The following is a 21,375-nucleotide window of genomic DNA, read 5'->3' as shown; positions in this document are numbered from 1 at the left end:
GGGCCGGCCGCCGCGACGAGGCGCGCGATCTCTGGCGCAGCGTCCTCGACCGAGACCAGGCCGTCACGCACCTGACTCAGCTCGTTCACCGTAGTCGTGACTCCCCCTGACATCCCGCTACCAGCATCGGGTGGCGCACGTTGGACAGGCGGGTGTGGACGTCGCGTCCCTCCCACGTCAGGCTGGTCGCGTCGACGTACGCCGAGCGACCTCGCACCTCCTCGCCGATCCCGGCGGGTCCCACGAGCTCGGTGCGCAGCGCCCCACAGCGCTCGGCGAATCGGCGTGCCCGCCGACCGGGCGTCTCGACGCCCGGTGCCCATTGCGCGTCGAGGGCGGCCGCCTCGACGATTGCGGCGAACTGCCGGCGCAACGTCTGCGGCGAATCGAAGACCTCGGCTACGTACGGCTGGCCCCCGATGCCGATCAGCACACCGGACTGCCCCGGCAACGGTCGCAGGTCCGACCAGACGGTGAGGCCGCCCGCGGCCCTGTCGAGGTGCTCCACGAGCGACCCGGTGAGGTTGGGGGTGCCGTTCGTGTGCCGTGCGACGCGGTTCCACACCTCGCCCTGGACGTCGCCACCCCCGCGAGCGGCGTCCCTGACGTACGGCGTCGCACGGCGTCCCCGCGACGGCTGCTGTCGCTCCCCGGACCAACGACCTTGCTCGACGCAGGCGACCTCGACCGGGATCCGCTCGTGCACGCCCACCATCAGCGACCGCATCGACATCCGGTGCTGCCACCCGCCCTCGAACAGCTGCCCCTCCAGCACCAGAGCCGGACGCTTGCCCAGGTTGCCGACCATCAAGGTGCCCACGTCGGGACCGCTGTCCACCTCGCTCACATCCAGGTGCTTGGCCAGCGTCGTGTACCGGCCGACGCCGCCTGAGGTGGTCCACAGCGGGAACACCGTCATCGCCCCGCGGGTAGTGCCGCGGCCCACGTGCAGATCCATCATTTTCTCTCTCCTCCCGGCCCCACGCGGGCCGACACCGAAGAGGATGCAGAAGCAGGCCGACAGAACGGGGTTACCCGGGCAATCCCACGTCGCGGAGCTGCGGCGGCAGGTCGTCCCATGTGACGTTGCGCGTCAGTCGCACCAGGTAGTGGCCGAGCTGGTCCGTGGTCTGCAGGTTCAGCCACCGCTCGGCGTTGACCTTCTTGCGGACGCTCACCATCACGTTCTTGACCGCCTGCTCACTCTTGCCCAGTCGCTGAGCGGCCGCGAGTGCGACGTTGGCTGGAGGCGCTTGATCTCGGACCATCAAGTGCCGGAACGCAACGGCAAGGATCAGCCTGTGCGAGCCCGGCATGTCGATCCTCTCCCCGGCGTACTGCGTACGTCGCCTCGGCTCGACGTCGAGATCAGCGCCGTCCTGGAGCACAGGAAGACCCTCCGCCTGTCCCGCACCGATCACTACCCCCAGCCCACAGAAGTCGTCGAGCTCCGGGAAGTGGAGGCCAGTACGACCGGGTTGCAGCGCCACGACTGACCGCGCCGGGAAGACCACCCTGCCCAAGTACTTGTTCCGCACCTCGACGCGAGCTCGTCCGACCTGCACCAGCCAGCCAAGCTCGTACGGCATGAACCGGCACAGGCGAATTGGCACCCAGGACTCGCGGATGTGAAGCCCGGCCGCAGGGAGCCGGCCGACGGACACGTTCTCCCACTTGGGCAAGGCCCAAGTCCCGCGGACGGTGTCGGCGACCTTGAGGGTCAGGCGTCCGTCGAAGATGGGCTCCACCTGATCACTCGTCACACATGGGGCAGACGCCCGTCACAGACTTCTGAAGGAAGTGAACGTCGCATAGCTCGATGGGCTTCGTTGAGCTTGCAGACGCCCTTACCAACGACGGCTGCGCGACGGGACGTTGCGGGTAGCCAAGTACCTCGGCCGCCAAGAGGCGGAAGACCAGGACCTTTCGAAGGTCTCCAGCAGTGTCGGGCGCGTCCTCGCGCACGTACGGCGCCTCCGGGTCGACAGCGAAGGCCCCGACGTACCGGTGGAGCTTTCCACCTGGCTGCTGCTTGCCATCCACCGCGGCCCACAGGCGGAGTACGCGTCCCGAATCGTCGTGCTCGAGGATCGCACGGTTTCCGTGGGTCAGCTCCTGGTCGCCGAACCGTCCCTCACCCGTGTAGTAGAAAACGCCCGGCTCGCCGACCGCCCACTCGTCGAACTTGTACCCATGAGAAACACCTTCACTCGGGTCCGTGTACAGCATGACGTTGGGAGACGTGTTGGAAGGCTCGATGCCTCCATAGATGCTGCCCCCATACAGGCTCGTGATCTCCGCCTTCGTCATCACCGCGCCGATCGGTGTGGTCCAGCGTCGATCGGGTTGGGTCACGTAGAACCCGAGTCCAGTGAGCTTGCGCGCCACGGTGTCATGCCCCCCGCTGAACTCTTCAGACCTAAGCGGTCGAGCGTGCTGCTTGCCGTAGGCCACTCCAGCGATCGCCTTGCTGTCGTAGCGGCGTCCGCCGTACTCGAGGAAGTACGTACGGGCCTCGCCGAACCCGTAGCGGTCGAGGAAGGCATCGCGGCCCAGCTTGTCGCACTCCTCTATGGCTGCGAGCACGGCTTCGGTCGAGGTCAAGTCCTGGAGAGACACGGTCCGAGGGTATGCCTACGCCCGCGCCTCAGCGGGAGGTTCCGCTGCGTTCTCCGAGCTCGTTGGATCGGCGCCCCTATGCGCCATCAGTCACGCGCGAGCCTCCAGCGGGGAATGCGGTTCTTGGCGGTGTCAACCAAATTGATAGCAACGGTCTCGTGGTCACTCTGCTGGCTCTGCCGGAGTTGGGGTTTGATCGAGTTGCGGTTGACGCCGTACTCGCCAAGCTGGCAGAGCGCCCGGCATCCGCTGTGCGCTGCCGCAAGAAACCAGGTACACCTCGCACCTACCCCACTAGGAGCCGATACGTGGATGCGATGAAGCATTCGCCCGCATCAGACAGCTCCAGATGGCAGGATCGCGCACAGCCAACCGGAAGGTCCTTGTGACTACAACAGACGTCGACGCGCTCTTCAAACCCACCTCCGCCTCTGTCCGTCAACTCCTTTCGGATCTCGTCGGTGGGTTCAGCATTCCCTCCTATCAGCGGCCCTATAGATGGATGCCGGCGGATATGCGCAGACTTTGCGAGGACCTTATTGCCGGACTGGACAGACTGGTAAAGGACCCTTCTGCAGTTGCGTTTGTTGGAGCGATCATCACCGTTAGTGGTGCGGGTGACGAACATCCCACGGCACCGTCGGACGCCCGGCAAATAATTGATGGACAGCAGCGGCTCACTACGATCGTGATGCTTGCCATCGCGTTACATGAACAATTGGGAAACGTGCATGACAAACTGAGCACGTCGAGGTCAATACCCTCGGAAGAGGCGGAGTGGTTCGACGAGCACATTTCCGAGGTGCGCGGACAGCTCTTCCTTTGCCTCAGCGATCAAAAAAACTATGGGGATGAAGCCTTCAAAAAGCTCCCGAAGATTACACGGGGGATCACGGATCTATGGGGAAATCGCGCGTCCACAGCTCGCTACCTGTCCCCGATAGCCAATCTCATTCACGGCTACCTGGTGCACACTGATGGCGTGCTTTACACACCAGAACGACCCGCGCTAGAAATCAAACCCGAATCAACTGGAAGCTCCCCCGCCGACTTCGACTACCTACATCTGCGATACCAACAACTGCGCAGGATGACGCGGGACATCGCGAAGGGATCAGAAGGCGACCTCGCTGACAGCATAGACCTGCAAAGCGTTCTCGGAAGCGGTTCTGCCGTCCTGAAGTCGCTCTTTAAGACATCGTCAGATACCGCGCCCGCACTGCGTGCACTCGCCTCTACCAACGAGGACGTTGCGCACGCACTCAGACTATTGCTTTTTGCGCGCTTCCTTCTAGAGCGCGTCGCAGTAACTCAAATCAATGCAAAAGACGAGTCCTACGCATTCGATTTGTTCGATTCCTTGAATACGACGGGCGAGCCTCTCACGGCTTTCGAGACATTCGTCCCGCTTGTGGTACAGGCGGAGGGATTTGAGGACTACGCATCGTCTGACAGCTTTGAGCATATTGCGCTGACGAGCCGACTCCTCAGCGCCGACGAAGGCAATGTGCAACGCCAGACCGAACGACTAATGACCAGCTTCATACTCGCTGACGCCGGCGTGAAGGTTGCGAGCAAACACAATGAGCAGCGTCGAGAGCTTACGAGGCTCTATCGGACAGCGGAGAACGATGCACAGCGCAGAGCGATGACGAGGCAACTTGCCGATTGCGCCCTCTGCTACTTCCACCTATGGCAACGATTGGAACTTGCGCGCGGGGCGACCGGAGTTGAGGGATCGCTTGGCGAAGAATCGCTCTTCTCGTTGCGCTTTCTAGCGAAACTGAACCACACAATCGTCCTAGCGCCGCTGTCGCGCTACTACTCCCGATGGGTCATGGACCCGACGGCTGCATCCGTTGCGCAGCTGGAAGTAGTAATCAAGGCATCCACAGCATTTTCAGTGCTGTGGCGAACTGCTCACGGCGGTACAGATGGCATCGACGGTGTTTATCGCAGGTTGATGTCCCAAGGTTGCGGCATCATCAGTGCACCGCTTGCGCGCACAGATGGCCAGACTCACGACATACGCTCGCTTCCTCCTGCGCAGGACGTAGTCGATGCCTACCGACACCTTCTGGCCAACTCGAACACTTTCGCCGTGTCATCTATCGAAGATTGGCTCGGTCACGCAGCTGCGCGGCCGATCTATGACGACCAGGCAGAGCTGTCGCGATTCCTTCTTCTGGTTGCGGGCCATCACGCAGTAGCTGACGGTTCGACCGGGTTGACGAAGGACGGGCAGGAAGCTGACCACACAGCAATGCTTCGCGCGGAGCGTTATACGTCTGACGACAGACTTGCCACCGTCGAACATGTCGCGCCGCAAACCCGGGGAGACAATGGCTGGAATGCTGACATATACATGTCGCCAAGCGCGGTGTCCATGCTCGGAAATCTAACGCTGCTTCCGATCGACGACAACAGCTTTATCAGCAATCGGCCCTGGTGCGAAAAGAAGGCGATATATGGCGCGCTCTCTGCGGACGCCCCTGACGAGACTAAAAATATCCTCGAGACAGCCGTGTCCGCAGGCCTGGGCCTGACGCCCGAGAAGCAAGAGTATCTGGTTGAGCGTCGACAACACCTGCCGATGTTGCGAGCAATTAGCCAGTACGACGGTGAGTGGACTCGCGAATTCATTCAAGCGCGCACTCTTCATTTGCTTGGGCGTGCGTGGTCAAAATTGGATGCCTGGTTGCCCGATGAAGAACAGGAAGTATAGAGGAAAGATCTCACATGCCTTTGCGTGACGCAGTAACATTCTCAAGTTGCTCCTCGATCGAGATTTTGACGGTCGAGGGGCTTCGCGTTCGGCCGCGCGTCGGAACGGTTCTGCCACGTATGGACGCTATTCGCGGCCTCCCAAGACCCAGCCAGACCTCATGGGATGCGCGGCGCGCGCGGCGTTGGATGGTGAGCGTCGGCAGTTTTTCCACGAGGCACGACCCGCGTGTACTAGTCTCCCTCGAAACTTTGCGAGTGGGGGCGCTGCCGCATGATCACGTTTGAAGACTTGCTAGCGCGAGCTTCGGACACCCTCCTACAGGCCCTTGTAGGACGCCGAGTCGTTCGCCTGTTGGCAAGACTGGACCCAGATCTCGCGAGCCCGGACCGGTTACGCGAGGTACTGACTGACTTGCGCTCTCCGGCGGCATTGCTGCTAGATCCCGCAACCAGAGCAGAACTGCTCCAGCTCCTCCCCTTCGAACAAGCGCGTTCGCTTGCCATCGACCTAGGCGTGGATGCGGACCAGCCGTACGACGCACTCGCAGCGCTTGCCATACGACGCTCGACAGCTCGTGGTGCGGCGCTCTTGGACTTCTTTTCGGTTGCCGATGACGAGCCCACAGGGGATGAGCAGAAGCCATCACTCGAGCTGGTCGAAGGCAGACATGGCTTGTTTGCGCACCAGCGAGTCGCCGCTCGGGCAGTCCTCCGTGACTTGGAGGTGGAACCACATCGCGTGTTGCTCCACATGCCCACAGGTTCGGGCAAGACACGAACCGCGATGAATGCCATATGTGAGCTGCTTAATCGGCATGAGCCATTTCTCGTAGTCTGGCTCGCGCATTCGGAGGAACTCTGCGAGCAAGCCGCCTCCGAGTTCGCCGTAGCCTGGCGGAGCCTGGGAAATCGACAACTCCCCGTGCAACGCTGGTGGGGTCGGCACACCCTCGCCCCGGACGGGCAGAAGGATGGAATTATCATCGCCGGTCTTCCCAAGGCCTTCGCGTCCGCCAAACGTGAATGGCGCGAACTCGGCGGCCTGGCCGGCCGCGTCGGGCTAGTGGTGATGGACGAGGCGCACCAAGCAGTTGCACCGAGCTACCAGCTAGTTCTTGACCTGCTTTCGCAGGCCGGGTCAGCTACTCCCCTTCTTGGACTCAGTGCCACTCCGGGTCGCACGTGGAACGATGTGGACGAGGACCAGCGACTGGCGGACTTCTTCTTCCACCGTAAGGTGAAGCTGACGGTTCCCGGGTACGACAACCCAGTGGACTATTTGGTGGATGAAGGATACCTAGCGGACTCCCAGTTTGAGAGTCTGCACTCTGCAGTAGGCATCGAACTGAGCCCGAAAGACGTCAGCGACCTCGCCGACGGGCTCGATATTCCCGCTCGCGTTTTACAGCAACTTGCCGAGGATGAACAGCGAAACCTTCTCATCGTGCACCGCACAGAGGCGATGGCACGAACTCATCCGCGGATCATCATCTTCGCTGCAACCGTAGAGCACGCAGTGGTCTTGGCTACTGTCTTGCGCTCGCGTGGAATTCGGGCGCGCGCAGTTACGGGCACGACCCCGGAGGGAGAACGAGCGAGGGCCATCCGTGACTTTCGTGATCCCTCGATGGAAACACGAATACTCGTCAATTACGGCGTACTGACCACTGGCTTCGATGCGCCTACAACGAGCGCCGCGATTATTGCGCGCCCGACCGCGAGCCTTGTCCTCTACAGCCAGATGGTCGGACGCGCAATCAGAGGGCCTCGAGCGGGTGGAAACGCGACAGCAACTATCGCGACGGTCGTCGATCCCGGCCTTGAAGGTTTCGCATCGCCAGCCGACGCATTTATCAATTGGGAAGACGTGTGGGAGTGAACATGACTGATTACGACATCGTGCCAACCTCGCTCGCTGTGAAGGCGATGCGCGACAACGGCTACAAGAACGCCGCTTACGCTTTGGCCGAGCTGATGGACAACTCGATTCAAGCGGGGGCAGGGCAGGTCTCGGTGCTGTGCGCAGACCAGGAGGGCATGGTCGACCAGCGTATGCGCCGGCGGCTCAGCTCTGTCGCGGTGCTCGATGACGGTAGTGGCATGGATGAGGCCACACTCCAGATCGCCTTGCAATTCGGCAACGGAACTCGTCTCTCCGACGAGAATGCTGCGAAAGGCATGGGGCGCTTTGGCATGGGTCTTCCCAGCGCTTCAATCTCACAGTGTCGGCGAGTCGACGTGTGGAGCTGGCAGGCAGGTCCCGAGTCAGCCCTGCATAGCTACATCGATCTCGCTGAGATTGAGTCCGGTGATCTCAAGACCGTGCCCCGGCCGGAGCTCAAAGCAATACCGAGAATTTGGACTGCGGGATCCGGGCGGCGCGACCTCGGCGAGTCCGGAACGCTAGTCGTGTGGAGCAAGATCGATCGGTCCCTCTGGCGAACCTCCAAGGCACTGATCGACAACTCCGAAGAGTTGATCGGGCGCATGTACCGCTACTGGATCGACCGCGGTGATGTCCAGATTCACTTACGCAGCTTCCTCGATGACAACCCCCAAGCGCCGGTCATCGAGAAGCGCGCCCGGCCCAACGACCCGCTGTACCTCATGAGCGATACGACGTGCCCCTCCCCGTTCGACAACAAGCCGATGTTCGAGCCATTCCCGTCCGCAGATGCATACGAGATCGAAACGAAGATTCGTTTCCAAGGACAGGACCATGTCGTCAAGACAAGACTCGCCCTGGCCACTGAGGAGGCTCGTGCGGGCGACAACGCCGGAAGTCGCGCGCACGGCCGACACGCCGCGCGAAACGTCGGAGTGTCGGTGGTCCGTGCGGGTCGCGAGCTTGAGCTCGATCCTGCCTGGACCACGACCTATGATCCACGCGAGCGCTGGTGGGGCGTCGAGGTCAGCTTCGAGCCCGGCCTTGACGAACTGTTCGGCGTTGCCAACAACAAGCAGTCAGCACGCAACTTCGCAGAAGCAGCCAGGATCGACACGGCGGCAATGGTGAAGGAGCACGGCGGCTCGATAAGCAGAGCTCGTCAGGCCCTCGCCGATGACGAGGACCCCCTCGAGCCCCTCCTCGAACTCGTCCATCGCATTCAGACCAACATCCGCGAGATGCGCAAGCTCATCGGCGTACAGGCCGAAGGACGCAGGCGGAAGCGACACCAGAATCAGACGGCTGAGGCCCAGGCCACCGAAGCGGTCCGCAAGCGCCAAGAAGCCGGGCATCGAGGTCAGAGCGATGCGGATGAATCCAAACCCGCGGATGAACGGGCAACCGAACTCGCGGAACAGCTCGAGGCCTCCGGACATTCGCATGAAGCAGCCAAAGCTCTTGCCGCTGAGACGATCGACAAGGGCTTGAAGTACCGCATGGACGTCTCGTCTCTCGAAGGGGGCGCGTTCTTCTCCGTGCAGCCAAGGGGTGGAGTACTCCTTGTCACGCTCAACACAGACCACCCTGCGTACAGCCTGCTGCTCGGCGCGCAGGACCCCGCCGCGCTGCCAGAGGACCCCGAAGCCCTAAAAGCGAAGCTCCTTGCCTCCCAAGCTGGGCTGGAGATGATGCTCTTCGCGTGGGCACGCTACGAGGATGAGCAAACCTCGCCCGACCAGCGTAGGGCTGCGCAGAATGTGCGGCATGACTGGGGTCGCATGGCCGAAGGCTTCTTGGATAACCGGGCGTAGAGGTGGAACCTCCAGAGCAGGTCAAGCACGCCTTGTCCGAGTCGGCCACGCCACTCTCGGTCTCGCAGGTTGCGGCAGCGACCGGTCTACCCGACCGGGAGGTCGACGCCATTCTTTGGGGCCGGCCCGGGGACTTCGTCTGGCAGCCAGGTCATCGGTGGTCGTTGAAGACTTCGAAGCAACGTCGGGAGTCCTCTACAACACACAGTGCTGTAGCGGACTCCAAGCCTGAGCTCTTGTCGTCGAAGCCCGCGAAGGAGCTCGGAGCGCTAACGCTTTCCAATGGGCTAACTATAAGAATGCAGCGTCGCGCCCTCGACACTGACGCATTCTTCACAGTGAGGTCCTCCGGCAACACGATCGAGCTTGTCTTGAACTCCGTGCATGAGGTCTTCGCACGACTTCCAACCCCTTTTGATTCAGACGACTCCGACGCATCGTCTCCCTATAAGGAGCTCGTGGAAATCCTTTTGGCGTCTTGGGCTCTGTACGAGGATGGGGCTTCGGGCGCCGGAGCGAGGCGCAGCCTTGAGGACGCACGCCTGTTCTGGGGTCGCCGAGCTATCGAACTGATGCGCGAATGAACGACTCAACGCATGGCGACGACCTCGCGCGCTTGGTCAGCACTTCCGAGCGGGAACTCGTGCTTTGTGCCCCTTTTGTCAAACGCCCGAGCGTCGAGCGGCTTTTTGCTCGCCTTGACAGAACCCCAGACATCACTCTCATAACGCGCTGGCGTCCAGAGGAGGTGGCTGCCGGGGTGACTGACTTGGAGGTCCTCGAGGTTGTAGAAAGCCGAGGAGGCAGAGTGGTTCTGCACGATAGACTTCATGCAAAGTACTATCGCAATGATTCCGAAGTGCTTCTCGGCTCAGCCAACCTGACGGCCACCGCCCTCGGCTGGGCAACGTGCAGCAATCTTGAACTCCTCATTCCTGCCAAGCGTCAGCATGTGCGCGCGCTAGAGCAGCGCCTGCTGGCCGAGGGCATCCGAGCCAGTGCCAGCCTCGCCTCCGAGATCGCAGCCCTGGCGCTCCGGCTGCAGCCGCTGCCGCCAGCGGCCGAATCGTTGGCGCACGACGAGTCGACGACAGACTGGTCCCGGTGGACTCCTGGATTACGCCATCCATCGGACCTATACCGCGCCTACTCGCTGGGACCCGACATCCTCACGAGCGGTTCACGAGAGACAGCTCGCGCGGACTTGTCTTGGTTAGATCTTCCTCAGGGCCTGGACTCTGGCGACTTCACGGTGCTAACTGGGGGACGACTGCTTCAGCATCCATTGATTCATGAGGTTGATGAATTGCTCGTGCGCGGCCAGAGATTCGGCGCAATGCGCGATCTCCTTCGCGATCGTCTCGCGCTGGATCCGCAGGCGGCCGATCTCGCCTGGCAAACACTCATGCGTTGGCTGATGGAGTTTCTCCCCAGTAGGTACGTGGTCAGGACGCCTAACCGAAGTGAGGTCATGTTTCGCGTCGCAGCTCTCAAAGAAGGGGAAGAACGATGATCCAACGAGCGCGCGCACACGTGGAATCCATCCTCGAAGGAAACGGCCTTAGCTGGACCGGAGCCGCCGATGCTCTAACTTTTCGATTCTCCAGTGCACTTGTGAGCGTTTCTTTCCGATCCTGGGGCTCACAGTCCCTTATCGAGATTAGATCGGATGTCTTGCGCCACGTAGAGGCGGAGGACGGTCGTGTACTGACTCGTCTAAACGAGCTCAACTGCCGGGAAGTCTTCGGTCGCTGGGCCTATTACTCACGCGAGCGGGTGATCGCTTTGGAGTACGACATGCTGGGCGACCACCTTCAGGAGCCCGAGTTGATGGCTGCCTTCACGTCGATGGCTCAACTCGCCGACTATCATGATGACCTTCTCCAGGCCGAGTTGGGCGGATCGCGCGGCGTTGACTAGCTATAGCGCGCAGACCACGCACGCGTCGCTATCGTCATCCTCGTCGAGGGCGCCGGAGAGGACCTCGATCAGGGGAAGATTGCGTCGGCTCTTCGCCGCCCTTGCCATTGCCTCTGCGTGCTTCTTCAGGATCTCCTCACGGCGATCAAGAAGTTCGCTAAGGGTCTCTCCGTTCGACCAAGTGTAGTCGCGTCCCTGCATCGCCTGGCCCTGGTAGCTGACGTCGCCGGAAGCGCCCCCATCCTTGAGCACTTTCTGCTCGATCGCCACTGCGCGCTCGAACAGCTCCGGGTGACGGTCGGCAAGCCCGACCCACTCCGCCTTGCGCTGGTAGAAGCAGAAGTAGCAACCACTTCGTGTGCGCCATTCGTAGTAGGCCGGCAAACCGACGCCCGCTTCGTCCAAAATGCGAAGGACGCCCTCATGATCGACCTCTTCCTCCACGAAAGGGAAGACCGCACTTATGTTGGGCTTGGTGGACACATAGCCCTTACGGTTCTTTTCGTCGGCGCGGATTGCCACATAGCTGATGGCTTCGTCGTCGCCGAGCCACGCCTCGAGGGGCTTGATCTTCACAAGCTTGGTACACCACCGCATCTGTGGCGACGGGAGTGTCCCGCGGTACACCTCGAACCAATGGTCAAAGCCCTTGTCCGCATTGAGGCGAGCGATCGGCTTGCCCAAGACGACCTCGAGCTTGTTGAGGTACTCGTACGTCTCAGGCAGCTCAGCACCGGTGTCGCAGAAGAAGTACTCCATCTCTGGAACTCGATCACGAAGGTAGATGGCCAGAGCACTGGAGTCCTTACCCCCCGATATCCCGCATACGTGCCTAACCTGGTTCGCGCTCATGCGTGCCGCTCCTCGCTTTGGGTCTTTCCCTCACCGTACGTGGCGAGACGGACATCGGCCTGATCCCGGGCAGTCGAGAGCTCCGCCTCCAGTAGATGCGCCAGAATCCATTCGCGAGCCTCGGTCTCACTCACCCCGGTGTTGATGAGCTTCAGCATCGCGGGTTCGAGCGCTGCAGCCACTACGTCCGCTCGTTGATCGTCGAGCTGCACGAGACGGACGAGGTCACCGCCACGCGACGAGTTGACAGCGATGCGCAATGCCTCGAAGTCGCCGGACCCGGCGCGCATATCAGCGGTAAGTGCTTCGATGCGCAGGAACGCCATGCCGAGGTCACGTATCGACATGTGGAACCGCTCGGCCTCGTCATCCCCCCAGCTGTCGGGAGGTGACCCGACAACCTGCATGGCCACGTAATCCAGCCATTCGGGTCCGTCCATGTCCGCCTGGAGCGCGGTCGAAAGTCCCTTCAAACGCGGGTCCAAAATCTTTTCGTGAACCTGCTGGCTGCGCACCGACAACGCCTCCTGCGGATCGCCAACCACCTTCAGCTCCACTGCGAGCGAGCTCGCTAGGGAGTCCGAGAGGCGGGCGCGCGCCGCGGACAACTCCCCTAGCGAGGAGGCGATGCTCCTTGCTAGTGCCTCTAGTTCGGCAATCTCCCGCTCGTCCCGAGCACCGACAGGGGCCGCAGCGACGGCGGTTGGGAGGCGCCCGAAGAGCAATTCATCCGGCTCGGTCGCCTCGAGGATTGCCAAGCGGACTGCCATTGCATGCTCGCTGAGCCGTTTCGTCTTCTTGGCGTATTGAGTCAGCATATTAAGTTGCGCGACCATGGAAGAAACGACCGACACCACGCTTGCAGGCCGACCATCTCGCGTGGGGTCGAGAGCTTGCGCAACGGCCTCGATGAACTCACGCCGAGGCTTGCTTCGCGTGCCGAAACACTTGACCTCGAAGTTTCCCGGGTTGCGCAGCAGACGTTCGACCAGGTCAGCACCGAGTCGGGGTCGGAAGGTGCCGTGTTCGTACATGGCGAACTCATCAGAATGGGCGCATAGGACTGCGATCAAGACGAGTGGAGCGACGCCTGCTCGAAGGCCAAACGGCGGTAGAGAAAGCGATTCGAAGAGGCTTCCCACGTTGAGCCGAGCGCCCGTCGCCTGTCGAAGCTCCGCCACGAAGGCGTCCCACACTGGGTAGGCCGGGTTCGACTTCTCTGGCGAGGCAAACATCCACTGCCCGCCGCGCTGCTGATGGATACCGAACTCAGACAGCAGGGATAGATACAGCGTCCGGTCCGGGCCGAAGCCTTCCAGACCCAAGGCCGGCAAGTGCTGCCGAGCTTGCATGATCTCCGCTACCTCGCGTCTTGCCTTTGCAGCCTGCGAGGAGAGTTCGTGCCGATTGATCAGGTCGTTGCGTAGGGGAAGGGCGGACGAGTAGCTCTGGTCGGCGATCACTGAGGCCACAGCCGGGAGCGAACCGTATAGGCGCTTCCTCCTGGAGTGCTCGCTGTTGACCCACGACCAGGACACGTCCGCAAGCGGGCCGTACGCCGCTTCGAACTGGCGCTTAGTCTCGACCAGCGAGACAACGAGGCGTTCGTTCAGTTCCTTCCGGACGACCCAATCATGAGGCGCTACTTCCTCACTAGTAAGGAGCTCTCGCAGCGCCAGTACCTCGCGCGCCGCGTCTGCGAGCCGAGTCGAATCAGCTTCCCCCAGGACAATGGGCTTGTCCCTCGTACCACTGGCAACGCTGCCGGCGAACTGCCCTCCGACTACGTAAGCGACAAGTCCGTCTCCCCGATCAGTCGCCGTCAAGGGAGACACAGCCGCACGAGCGTCGATCCACGTGCGTTCGAATGCTCGCAGGGTGCCGCGCTGATGCGAATGCCTCGCTGCGACCACAGGCGATAGCGGAAGAACAGCGGTCAGGACCTCGTTGTCAGGCATGTCACGGAGGCGCCGACGGGCATTCTCAACAGCTGTCTTGATGTCGAAGTCGCTGCCCTGCCAGACGCGGTACTCGTCGGCAAAGTCCCGATATGTGATAAGTCCTTGACGAATCAGCCGCCGCAGCGACTTCTTGAGATGCTCTGGCGAGGTGTCGCAATTCGAATCGGCGTACTCCAGTATGTGCTCGCTCGCCCGGAGCGATCCGCCAGTCGAAGTGAGGTTAAGCACTCCAATTGTTTTCAACAATCGACGGTCATCATCAGTTACATCGCGTGCGTCGCGAATACGTGTGTCGATCTCAATCCAGCGCGACGCGTCCGCGGAGATGCCGACCATGTTGGAGGCCGAATCGATGAAGTAGTCATACAAACGGTCGAGACCGACCGCGGGAAGCGACTGGGACGTCTCCCAGGTCGTCTCCTGAAGAAAGCGCCCTACGCTCATCGGCTCACGGCTAGCCAGGAACGAGAACATGGTCCGTTCGTTCTGCCCGTAACGATTGCAGAGAGCAGGGAGCACTGCGAGGGCAAGCGGGTGCAACGGCCAGCTGCGGCTCAGGATATCTGGGCTCTCCGCGAGATCACTTAGTCCGATCTCCCGCAAACGAGCACTGTGCGTGTCGGCCCAGCCAGACAAGGAATTGGCCAACTCCGCCTGCGGGGCGTCAAATGCGGCCGCGATGAGAGCGCGCGTCTGCGTCGGCGTATCAACGAAGGGAATGTCTTCGAACCGACCTTGGATCTTCATCCATTCGCGACGCTGAACACCACTCGTGCCAACTGCGTAGTCGCCAAAGGCCATGTGCTGCATCGTGACCAGAGCCACGGGGTGCCGGCCGGGAGCTGACCTCGTCCACTCCGCGAGCTCCTGGAGTAAGAACAGATCGCTGTTTCCGGGGTTCTCTACGAATGCCTCAAGGTTCTTCCCGAACTCATCGATGATGATGAGCAGAGGCGCAACCGCACTCGCCTGGCGAATGAGATCTCGGACTTGGCGAGTTTCGACTATCGACCCGGCTGATCCAACAAGCTCCCTCAGCTGTGATACCTGGTTAGTCAGCTCCGCCAGCGCCTTCCTTCGGTTCGACGGCGCGGAGTATCGACTGAGTCCGTGCTCAAGGGCGCGGAGCACAGTGTTGGCGATTGGTTCCCGCTGCGCCGTGACGACAGCGCGGACGAAGCCGTGCTGCTCAGCGCTCGCCTTGGACCGAGCGGCAGCGACGCTCTCCATCACCTTGGGCGCTGCTGCCGTGAGTGCTGCCTCGGCCGACTTTCTACCGGCATAGTTAGATGGAGCAAAGAGGCAGTCGAGCCACAGGGCAAGCGACGACTTGCCCGTGCCGTACGGACCCGTGACTGAGAGCGCTACCTCGCCTTGCCCCAACATTGCCGTGGCGAGGCGGTCGACGCTGTCGATCGCGCGTCCAACCGGGAGATACCCATCGATGGCATGAGAACCCGAGTCCCGTTCGACGTTCACCGAACGGGCAAACCTTTCGCGGGGAGCCTTGAGGTCGATAAGAGCTGTCATGCCACACCACTCACAGCATTCGACCCCACATCGAATGTCGCGCCGAACTGTCCGTAGTGGTCACTTAGGAGGCGGTGCATTACGTCACGCGGGTGCTCGGACATCGAGAGCTGCGGCATTCCATTGGACATTCGAAGCTGCACGGCGTTCGACGTCACCGCTGCCTCCTCCAGCAGTTCATGCGCTGCACTATCGGTCAGGCGGAAGGCACGTCCCGGCGAACCAGGCTCAACCAAAGCGCGACTCATGCTGACAATTCGATCCTCGCTGCCAGCACGAAGCGTGAAGTCGATGACCGCCGCAGCGAAGATCAGTGGCGGCAGAGTGGCTTTCGGACCCACAAGGAAGCGGTAGGCACCGGAGTTGCTAGTGCTGGGCTGGATGAGTGAGAGCTCTCGGAATGGACTATCGATCTTATCCTCGAATGTCGCGCGTGTTGCGTGCCCTGACGAGTACATACGGAGCAGCACGCTCACGTCCTTCTTCAACGAGGAAGCGTTCGGCTTACCGAAGCCCTCGAGGCGATCCGAGATGAACGCAACCAACTCCTCTTCAGTGAACTCGATGCCAGCGAACTCATTGAACGTCACCCACCAGACAGGGGCTTGACTTAGGGGCGCCAGCAGCCACCAGTGAAGCAGCCAGCTCGTTCCAGGCAACTCCATGTAGGGGTCGGCGCCTACTTCGTCGTCGAAGAGTGCCGCACCGATGCTTGTTGGCTGCAGGATCGGAGTCCGCTGACCGTTCACCCTCAACGCCTGTAGAATCTTGAACGCGAGGCTCCAGTGGCGGATGGACTTCACCATGTTCTTTCCGACCCCCATGCGTACGACGGCCGCGTCCTTGGTGAAGATGTTCGGGTCGCTCGACGCATCGAATCCCTTCTTCACCCAGCCATAGCGCGGATGGAAGGTCTCGTGGCGGGCGAACACTGGCTCGCACGACTCGTCAAGCCTCACAGGCACTCCTTCTCACGACAGTTCTCTAACCCTCTCGACGGCAGACGCAACACAATCAGCTGCCACCGACATCTCCTCAGCGGTGGTCTCTCGCCCAACACTGAAGCGGAGGCACTCGTACGCCTCCTCCTGGCTACGTCCCATCGCCTGGAGGACATGAGACGCGTCGGGCACGCGGGACGTACAAGCGGATCCTGTCGACATCAAGACGTTAGGTGCGTTCACCATGACTGCCTCGCCGTCAGCGCCCGGGAAGCGCAGATTGACGGTGTTTGGAAGCCGCTTCGCGGTCCCCGTCACAACTTCCGCTCCGGGGAGCTTCTCATTGATGCAACCGATGAGCAGATCGATGAGCCGCTGGCTTTGCTCCACACTCTTGGCCAGGTTCTGTTGGGCCAGAGTCGATGCCGCCCCCATCCCGACGACCCCGGGAACGTTCGTCGTCCCACTTCGCAATCCAGCCTCGTGACCGCCGCCCAGCTGCTGTGGACTCAGGCTCACGCCGCGCCTCACGTAAAGCGCCCCCACACCCTTCGGACCGTAGAACTTGTGCGCGGAGAAGGACGCCAGATCCAGGCCGAGCTCCTGCACATCGATCTGCATACGCCCGGGCGCTTGAGTAGCGTCAGAGTGCACCAGCGCGCCGGAGTGATGCGCCAACCGAGCGATCTGATCGATCGGCTGGATTACGCCTGTCTCGTTATTGGCCAGCATGACCGACACCAGCGCAACGTCGCCCCCGAGTGCGGTCGATAGGTACTCCAGGTCCACCAGACCGTCACGATGAACCGGGAGCATCTCTACCTTTACGCCAGACGCGGTGAGGGCCTCTGCCGTCTCAAGCACAGCCTTGTGTTCAGTAGCTGCCACCAGCACTCGACGTCGGTCCGTCGCGGTATCCAGGCTTCCTCGGATCGCGAGGTTGTTCGCTTCCGTGGAGCCGGAGGTAAAGACGATCTCTTTCGGTCGTGCGCCGATCAGGTCGGCCACCTCTCCGCGAGCCGTCTCAACAGCTCCCAGCGCAATACGCCCTCCCACGTGCGCGGACGCGGCATTCCATGGCTTCTCGATCATCCAGGGGATCATGAGCTCGAGGACTTCGGGCGCGAGCGGCGTCGTAGCGTTGTAGTCGAGATAGACCAACTCAGACACTTCAACCTCCACTCACAACCGTAGGCGCCGGGAGTCGCGTTTTGGCGAACATCCACAGCCTTTCGAACAGGCGTGTGGCGCCGACAGGATCCCCGGACGGCGCCACACTCCGTTTAGCTCATCAACTGCAGCCGCTGGTGCTTCCGCAGCCCTCACACACGTAGCAGGACCCAGCGGGCCGCATCTTCGTGCCGCAGGTCATGCAGAGCGGGGAGTCGACGGCGGTGCCGGTGAGCTTCTCGAAGAGCTCGGCCGTGGTCTTGGCCTCGGCGGGCGCCGGCTTGGCTGTGGCCTCGACGACGTCCTGGGCAGCAGCCGGAGCAGCACGCGTTGAGACGACCTCGGCCTCGACGAGCTCGGCGGCCGAGCCGGTCTCCTCCACGAGCGGCTCGTAGGAGCCGGTCTCGAGGTGGCGCTGGCGCTCCTCGGCGGAGTAGATGCCGAGCATCGAGCGGTCCTCGAAGGTCAGGTAGTCCAGCGCCAGGCGGCGGAAGATGTAGTCCATGATCGACTGCGACATCCGCACGTCGGGGTCGTCGGTGAGGCCGGCGGGCTCGAAGCGCAGGTTGGTGAACTTCGAGACGTAGGTCTCCAGCGGGACGCCGTACTGCAGGCCGATCGACACCGCGATCGAGAAGGCGTCCATCACGCCGGCCAGGGTCGAGCCCTGCTTGCCGAGCTTGAGGAAGACCTCGCCGAGCTGGCCGTCGTCGTGGGCGCCGGAGGTCATGTAGCCCTCGGCACCGCCGACGGTGAACGACGTCGTGCGGGAGACGCGCGACTTCGGCAGGCGCTTGCGGACCGGGGCGTAGACGACCTTCTCGACGACCTTGGTCTCGACCGCAGCCGAGGCGGCAGCCTTGTCGGCCTCGTCCTTCTTGGCCTTGCCACCACCGTCGGACAGCGGCTGGCCGACCTTGCAGTTGTCGCGGTAGACCGCGGTCGCCTTGAGGCCGAGCTTCCAGGACTGCAGGTAGACGTCCTCGATCTCCTCGACCGTGGCGTCCTCGGGCAGGTTGACCGTCTTCGAGATCGCGCCGGAGAGGAACGGCTGCGCGGCCGCCATCATCCGCACGTGGCCCATCGGCTTGAGCGAGCGGGCGCCCATCGCGGTGTCGAAGATCTCGTAGTGCTCGGTCTTCAGGCCCGGGGCGTCGACCACGTGGCCGTGCTCGGCGATGTAGGCGACGATCGCCTCGATCTGCTCGGGCTGGTAGCCCATCTTCTTCAGCGCCCGCGGGATCGTCTGGTTGACGATCTGCATCGAACCGCCGCCGACGAGCTTCTTGAACTTCACCAGCGAGAAGTCGGGCTCGATGCCGGTGGTGTCGCAGTCCATCATGAAGCCGATGGTGCCGGTGGGCGCGAGGACCGAGGCCTGCGCGTTGCGGAAGCCGTTCTTCTCGCCGGTCTTGATCACGTCGGCCCACGCCTTGGTGGCCAGCTTGTGCACTCGGCCGTCCTCGGTGTGCAGCACGCGGACGACGTCGTTGGCCGCCTGGTGCTTGCGCATCACGCGCTTGTGGGCGTCGGCGTTGCGGGCGTAGCCGGCGTAGGGGCCGACGATCCCGGCGAGCTCGGCGCTGCGCTTGTACGACGTACCGGTCATGAGCGACGTGATCGCGGCAGCCATCGAGCGGCCACCCTCGGAGTCGTAGCCCAGGCCCATCGCCATCAGCAGCGCGCCGAGGTTGGCGTAGCCGATGCCGAGCTGGCGGTAGTCGACGGTGGTCTTGCCGATCGCCTCGGTCGGGAAGTCGGCGAAGCAGATCGAGATGTCCATCGCGGTGATGATGAACTCGACGGCCTTCGCGAAGAGCGCGGCGTCGAAGGTGTCGTCGTCCTTGAGGAACTTCAGCAGGTTGAGCGACGCCAGGTTGCACGAGGAGTTGTCGAGCGACATGTACTCCGAGCACGGGTTGGACGCGGTGATGCGGCCGGTCTCGGGGTTGGTGTGCCAGTCGTTGATCGTGTCGTCGTACTGCAGGCCCGGGTCGGCGCACTCCCACGCGGCCGTGCTGATCTTGCGGAACAGGTCGCGGGCGTCGACGGTCTCGATGACCTCGCCGGTGCCGCGCGAGCGCAGGCCGAACTCGGTGCCGTCCTCGACCGCACGCATGAACTCGTCGCTGACGCGGACCGAGTTGTTGGCGTTCTGGTACTGGACGGAGGTGATGTCGGCGCCGCCGAGGTCCATGTCGAAGCCGGCGTCACGGAGGGCGCGGATCTTGTCCTCCTCGCGCGCCTTCGTCATCACGAACTCCTCGATGTCCGGGTGGTCGACGTCGAGGACGACCATCTTGGCCGCACGACGCGTGGCGCCGCCCGACTTGATGGTGCCCGCGGACGCGTCGGCGCCGCGCATGAAGGAGACGGGGCCGGACGCCGTACCGCCGGAGGAGAGGAGCTCCTTGGAGGAGCGGATGCGGGAGAGGTTGAGGCCGGCACCGGAGCCGCCCTTGAAGATGAAGCCCTCCTCCTTGTACCAGTTGAGGATCGAGTCCATCGAGTCGTCGACCGAGAGGATGAAGCAGGCCGAGACCTGCTGCGGCGACGGGGTGCCGACGTTGAACCACACCGGGGAGTTGAAGGAGAAGTACTGGTTGACCAGCAGCCAGGTCAGCTCGTGCTCGAAGACCTCGGCGTCGGCGTCACCGGCGAAGTAGCCGTGGTCGATGCCGGCCTTGGTGTAGGTCTTCACGACCCGGTCGATGAGCTCCTTGAGGCTCCACTCGCGTACGTCGGTGCCGACCGCGCCGCGGAAGTACTTGGTGGTGACGATGGTGGAGGCGTTGACCGACCAGAAGTCGGGGAACTCCACGCCGCGCTGCTCGAAGACGGTCTCGCCGGTCTTCCAGTTCTGCTGGACGACGTCGCGACGCTCCCACGTGATGGCGTCGTAGGGGTGGGTGCCCTCGGTGCTGAAGACGCGCTCCATCTTGAGGCCCCTGCCCTTCGCCTTGGCGCGGGTGCTCACCGTCTCGGTCATGCCGTCTCCTGTGGTGGTGGTGTTGGTTTCAACGTCGCGAGTCGTCTCGCGGGTGCTTGGTGAGCCCGGCAGACCGCTTCCCCACGGTCTGCCGGGCCGTATGTGGGTCAGCCCGTCTGGACGGGCTGAACAATGGCGGCTCGTTCGAGCCGCAGCATCTTGATCTCGGCGTCGAAGTCGTCAGCCGACTCGAACGCGCGGTAGACGCTCGCGAAGCGGAGGTAGGCCACCTCGTCGAGCGCGCGGAGCGGGGCCAGGATCGCGAGCCCGACCTCGTTGGCGTCGAACTCGGCTTGGCCACTGAGACGCAGGGCGTCCTCGACGTCCTGGCCGAGGCACGCGAGCTGGGCGTCGGTGACCGGGCGGCCCTTGCAGGCCTTGCGGACGCCGGCGATCGCCTTGTCACGGTTGAACGGCTCGGTGGCGCCGGAGCGCTTGAGCACCGTGAGCTGCATCTTCTCGACCGTGGTGAAGCGACGGTCGCAGGCGGCGCACGTACGACGCCGACGGATCGAACCGCCGTCGTCGGCGACCCGGGAGTCGAGAACCTTGGTGTCCTCGTTCTTGCAGTTCGGACAGTGCATGGCGGTCCTCCTCTCGGGCGCGCTCCACACACCCGTGCAACAGGGTGTGGGTTGGGGATGTTCCTGTGGACAACTAGCCTGTAGCTGTGGGGTTCGCCCTCTGGCCTGTGCACCAGATGTGGATAACTACAGCGGTGTAACTACTAGATGTAGTGGTAACCGTACGCCCCGACCACTAGGTCTGACAAGCGAACGGATGAGTTCCTCCGAGGTTTTTGCCGGGGTCGGTAAAACCGCAGGTCAGTGGCGTTTGGGGACTCCGGGGCGGCGTGTCGGCAGGCTTCTCCTGGCATGTTCGACTGCCCCACTCAGGCCACATCGGCCACAATGATCTCCGTGTCCACGGGGAAGAGAGCAGGGTCGCGCCGGGCGGCTCCGGCGCC

The 21,375-nt window shown here is 62.6% G+C and carries 14 protein-coding genes; 5 read left to right on the top strand and 9 right to left on the bottom strand.

Features of this window, described 5'->3' with window-relative positions; all coding sequences use genetic code 11:
• Positions 1–85 precede the first annotated feature (85 nt).
• The 3 genes from JOD65_RS06645 to JOD65_RS06635 form a co-directional block, all read right to left on the bottom strand.
• Complete coding sequence (locus tag JOD65_RS06645; protein ID WP_191193176.1) at positions 86–961, bottom strand: ARPP-1 family domain-containing protein; 876 nt, start codon at positions 959–961, stop codon at positions 86–88.
• 70 nt (positions 962–1,031) lie between these two features.
• Positions 1,032–1,748, bottom strand: coding sequence for a hypothetical protein (locus JOD65_RS06640; protein WP_191193177.1), 717 nt, complete (start codon positions 1,746–1,748; stop codon positions 1,032–1,034).
• Positions 1,749–1,752: 4 nt separating this feature from the next.
• Positions 1,753–2,619 (bottom strand): ScoMcrA-related endonuclease, encoded by an 867-nt coding sequence (locus JOD65_RS06635; RefSeq protein ID WP_191193178.1) that lies wholly within the window; start codon positions 2,617–2,619, stop codon positions 1,753–1,755.
• 349 nt (positions 2,620–2,968) lie between these two features.
• Here JOD65_RS06635 and JOD65_RS06630 point away from each other — a divergent pair, with 349 nt between their 5' ends.
• The 5 genes from JOD65_RS06630 to JOD65_RS06610 all read left to right on the top strand — a co-directional run bounded on the left by JOD65_RS06630 (position 2,969) and on the right by JOD65_RS06610 (position 10,965).
• Positions 2,969–5,344 carry a DUF262 domain-containing HNH endonuclease family protein gene (locus tag JOD65_RS06630; protein ID WP_191193179.1) on the top strand — a complete coding sequence of 792 codons (2,376 nt, stop codon included), beginning with the start codon at positions 2,969–2,971 and terminating at the stop codon, positions 5,342–5,344.
• Positions 5,345–5,860: 516 nt separating this feature from the next.
• Positions 5,861–7,225, top strand: coding sequence for a DEAD/DEAH box helicase (locus JOD65_RS06625; protein WP_204810983.1), 1,365 nt, complete (start codon positions 5,861–5,863; stop codon positions 7,223–7,225).
• Positions 7,226–7,227: 2 nt separating this feature from the next.
• On the top strand, positions 7,228–9,045 hold the full coding sequence (locus JOD65_RS06620) for an ATP-binding protein (protein ID WP_191193180.1): 1,818 nt from the start codon (positions 7,228–7,230) through the stop codon (positions 9,043–9,045).
• 760 nt (positions 9,046–9,805) lie between these two features.
• Positions 9,806–10,558, top strand: a complete 753-nt coding sequence (locus JOD65_RS06615) for a phospholipase D-like domain-containing protein (RefSeq protein WP_191193181.1) — start codon at positions 9,806–9,808, stop codon at positions 10,556–10,558.
• Between the two features lie 20 nt (positions 10,559–10,578).
• Positions 10,579–10,965 carry a T3SS (YopN, CesT) and YbjN peptide-binding chaperone 1 gene (locus JOD65_RS06610; protein WP_191193182.1) on the top strand — a complete coding sequence of 129 codons (387 nt, stop codon included), beginning with the start codon at positions 10,579–10,581 and terminating at the stop codon, positions 10,963–10,965.
• Here the strand turns inward: JOD65_RS06610 and JOD65_RS06605 are convergent, their stop codons facing one another.
• The 6 genes from JOD65_RS06605 to nrdR all read right to left on the bottom strand — a co-directional run bounded on the left by JOD65_RS06605 (position 10,966) and on the right by nrdR (position 20,992).
• Positions 10,966–11,817 carry a phosphoadenosine phosphosulfate reductase domain-containing protein gene (locus JOD65_RS06605; protein WP_191193183.1) on the bottom strand — a complete coding sequence of 284 codons (852 nt, stop codon included), beginning with the start codon at positions 11,815–11,817 and terminating at the stop codon, positions 10,966–10,968. It lies immediately after the preceding gene.
• On the bottom strand, positions 11,814–15,308 hold the full coding sequence (locus JOD65_RS06600) for a hypothetical protein (protein WP_191193184.1): 3,495 nt from the start codon (positions 15,306–15,308) through the stop codon (positions 11,814–11,816). The genes JOD65_RS06605 and JOD65_RS06600 overlap by 4 nt, the downstream gene beginning before the upstream one ends.
• Positions 15,305–16,267 (bottom strand): DUF4007 family protein, encoded by a 963-nt coding sequence (locus JOD65_RS06595; RefSeq protein ID WP_191193185.1) that lies wholly within the window; start codon positions 16,265–16,267, stop codon positions 15,305–15,307. The genes JOD65_RS06600 and JOD65_RS06595 overlap by 4 nt, the downstream gene beginning before the upstream one ends.
• 12 nt (positions 16,268–16,279) lie before the next feature.
• A complete protein-coding gene (locus tag JOD65_RS06590; RefSeq protein ID WP_204810981.1) occupies positions 16,280–17,431 on the bottom strand; it encodes a cysteine desulfurase family protein in 1,152 nt (383 codons plus the stop codon).
• Positions 17,432–17,540: 109 nt separating this feature from the next.
• On the bottom strand, positions 17,541–20,408 hold the full coding sequence (locus tag JOD65_RS06585; protein WP_191193186.1) for a vitamin B12-dependent ribonucleotide reductase: 2,868 nt from the start codon (positions 20,406–20,408) through the stop codon (positions 17,541–17,543).
• Between the two features lie 107 nt (positions 20,409–20,515).
• Complete coding sequence (gene nrdR, locus JOD65_RS06580; protein ID WP_191193187.1) at positions 20,516–20,992, bottom strand: transcriptional regulator NrdR; 477 nt, start codon at positions 20,990–20,992, stop codon at positions 20,516–20,518.
• Positions 20,993–21,375 lie beyond the last annotated feature (383 nt).

The sequence above is a fragment of the Nocardioides cavernae genome (assembly GCF_016907475.1).
GTDB lineage: Bacteria > Actinomycetota > Actinomycetes > Propionibacteriales > Nocardioidaceae > Nocardioides > Nocardioides cavernae.
Note: the sequence above shows the minus strand (reverse complement) of the source record. Positions and strands in the feature narration are given on the sequence as shown.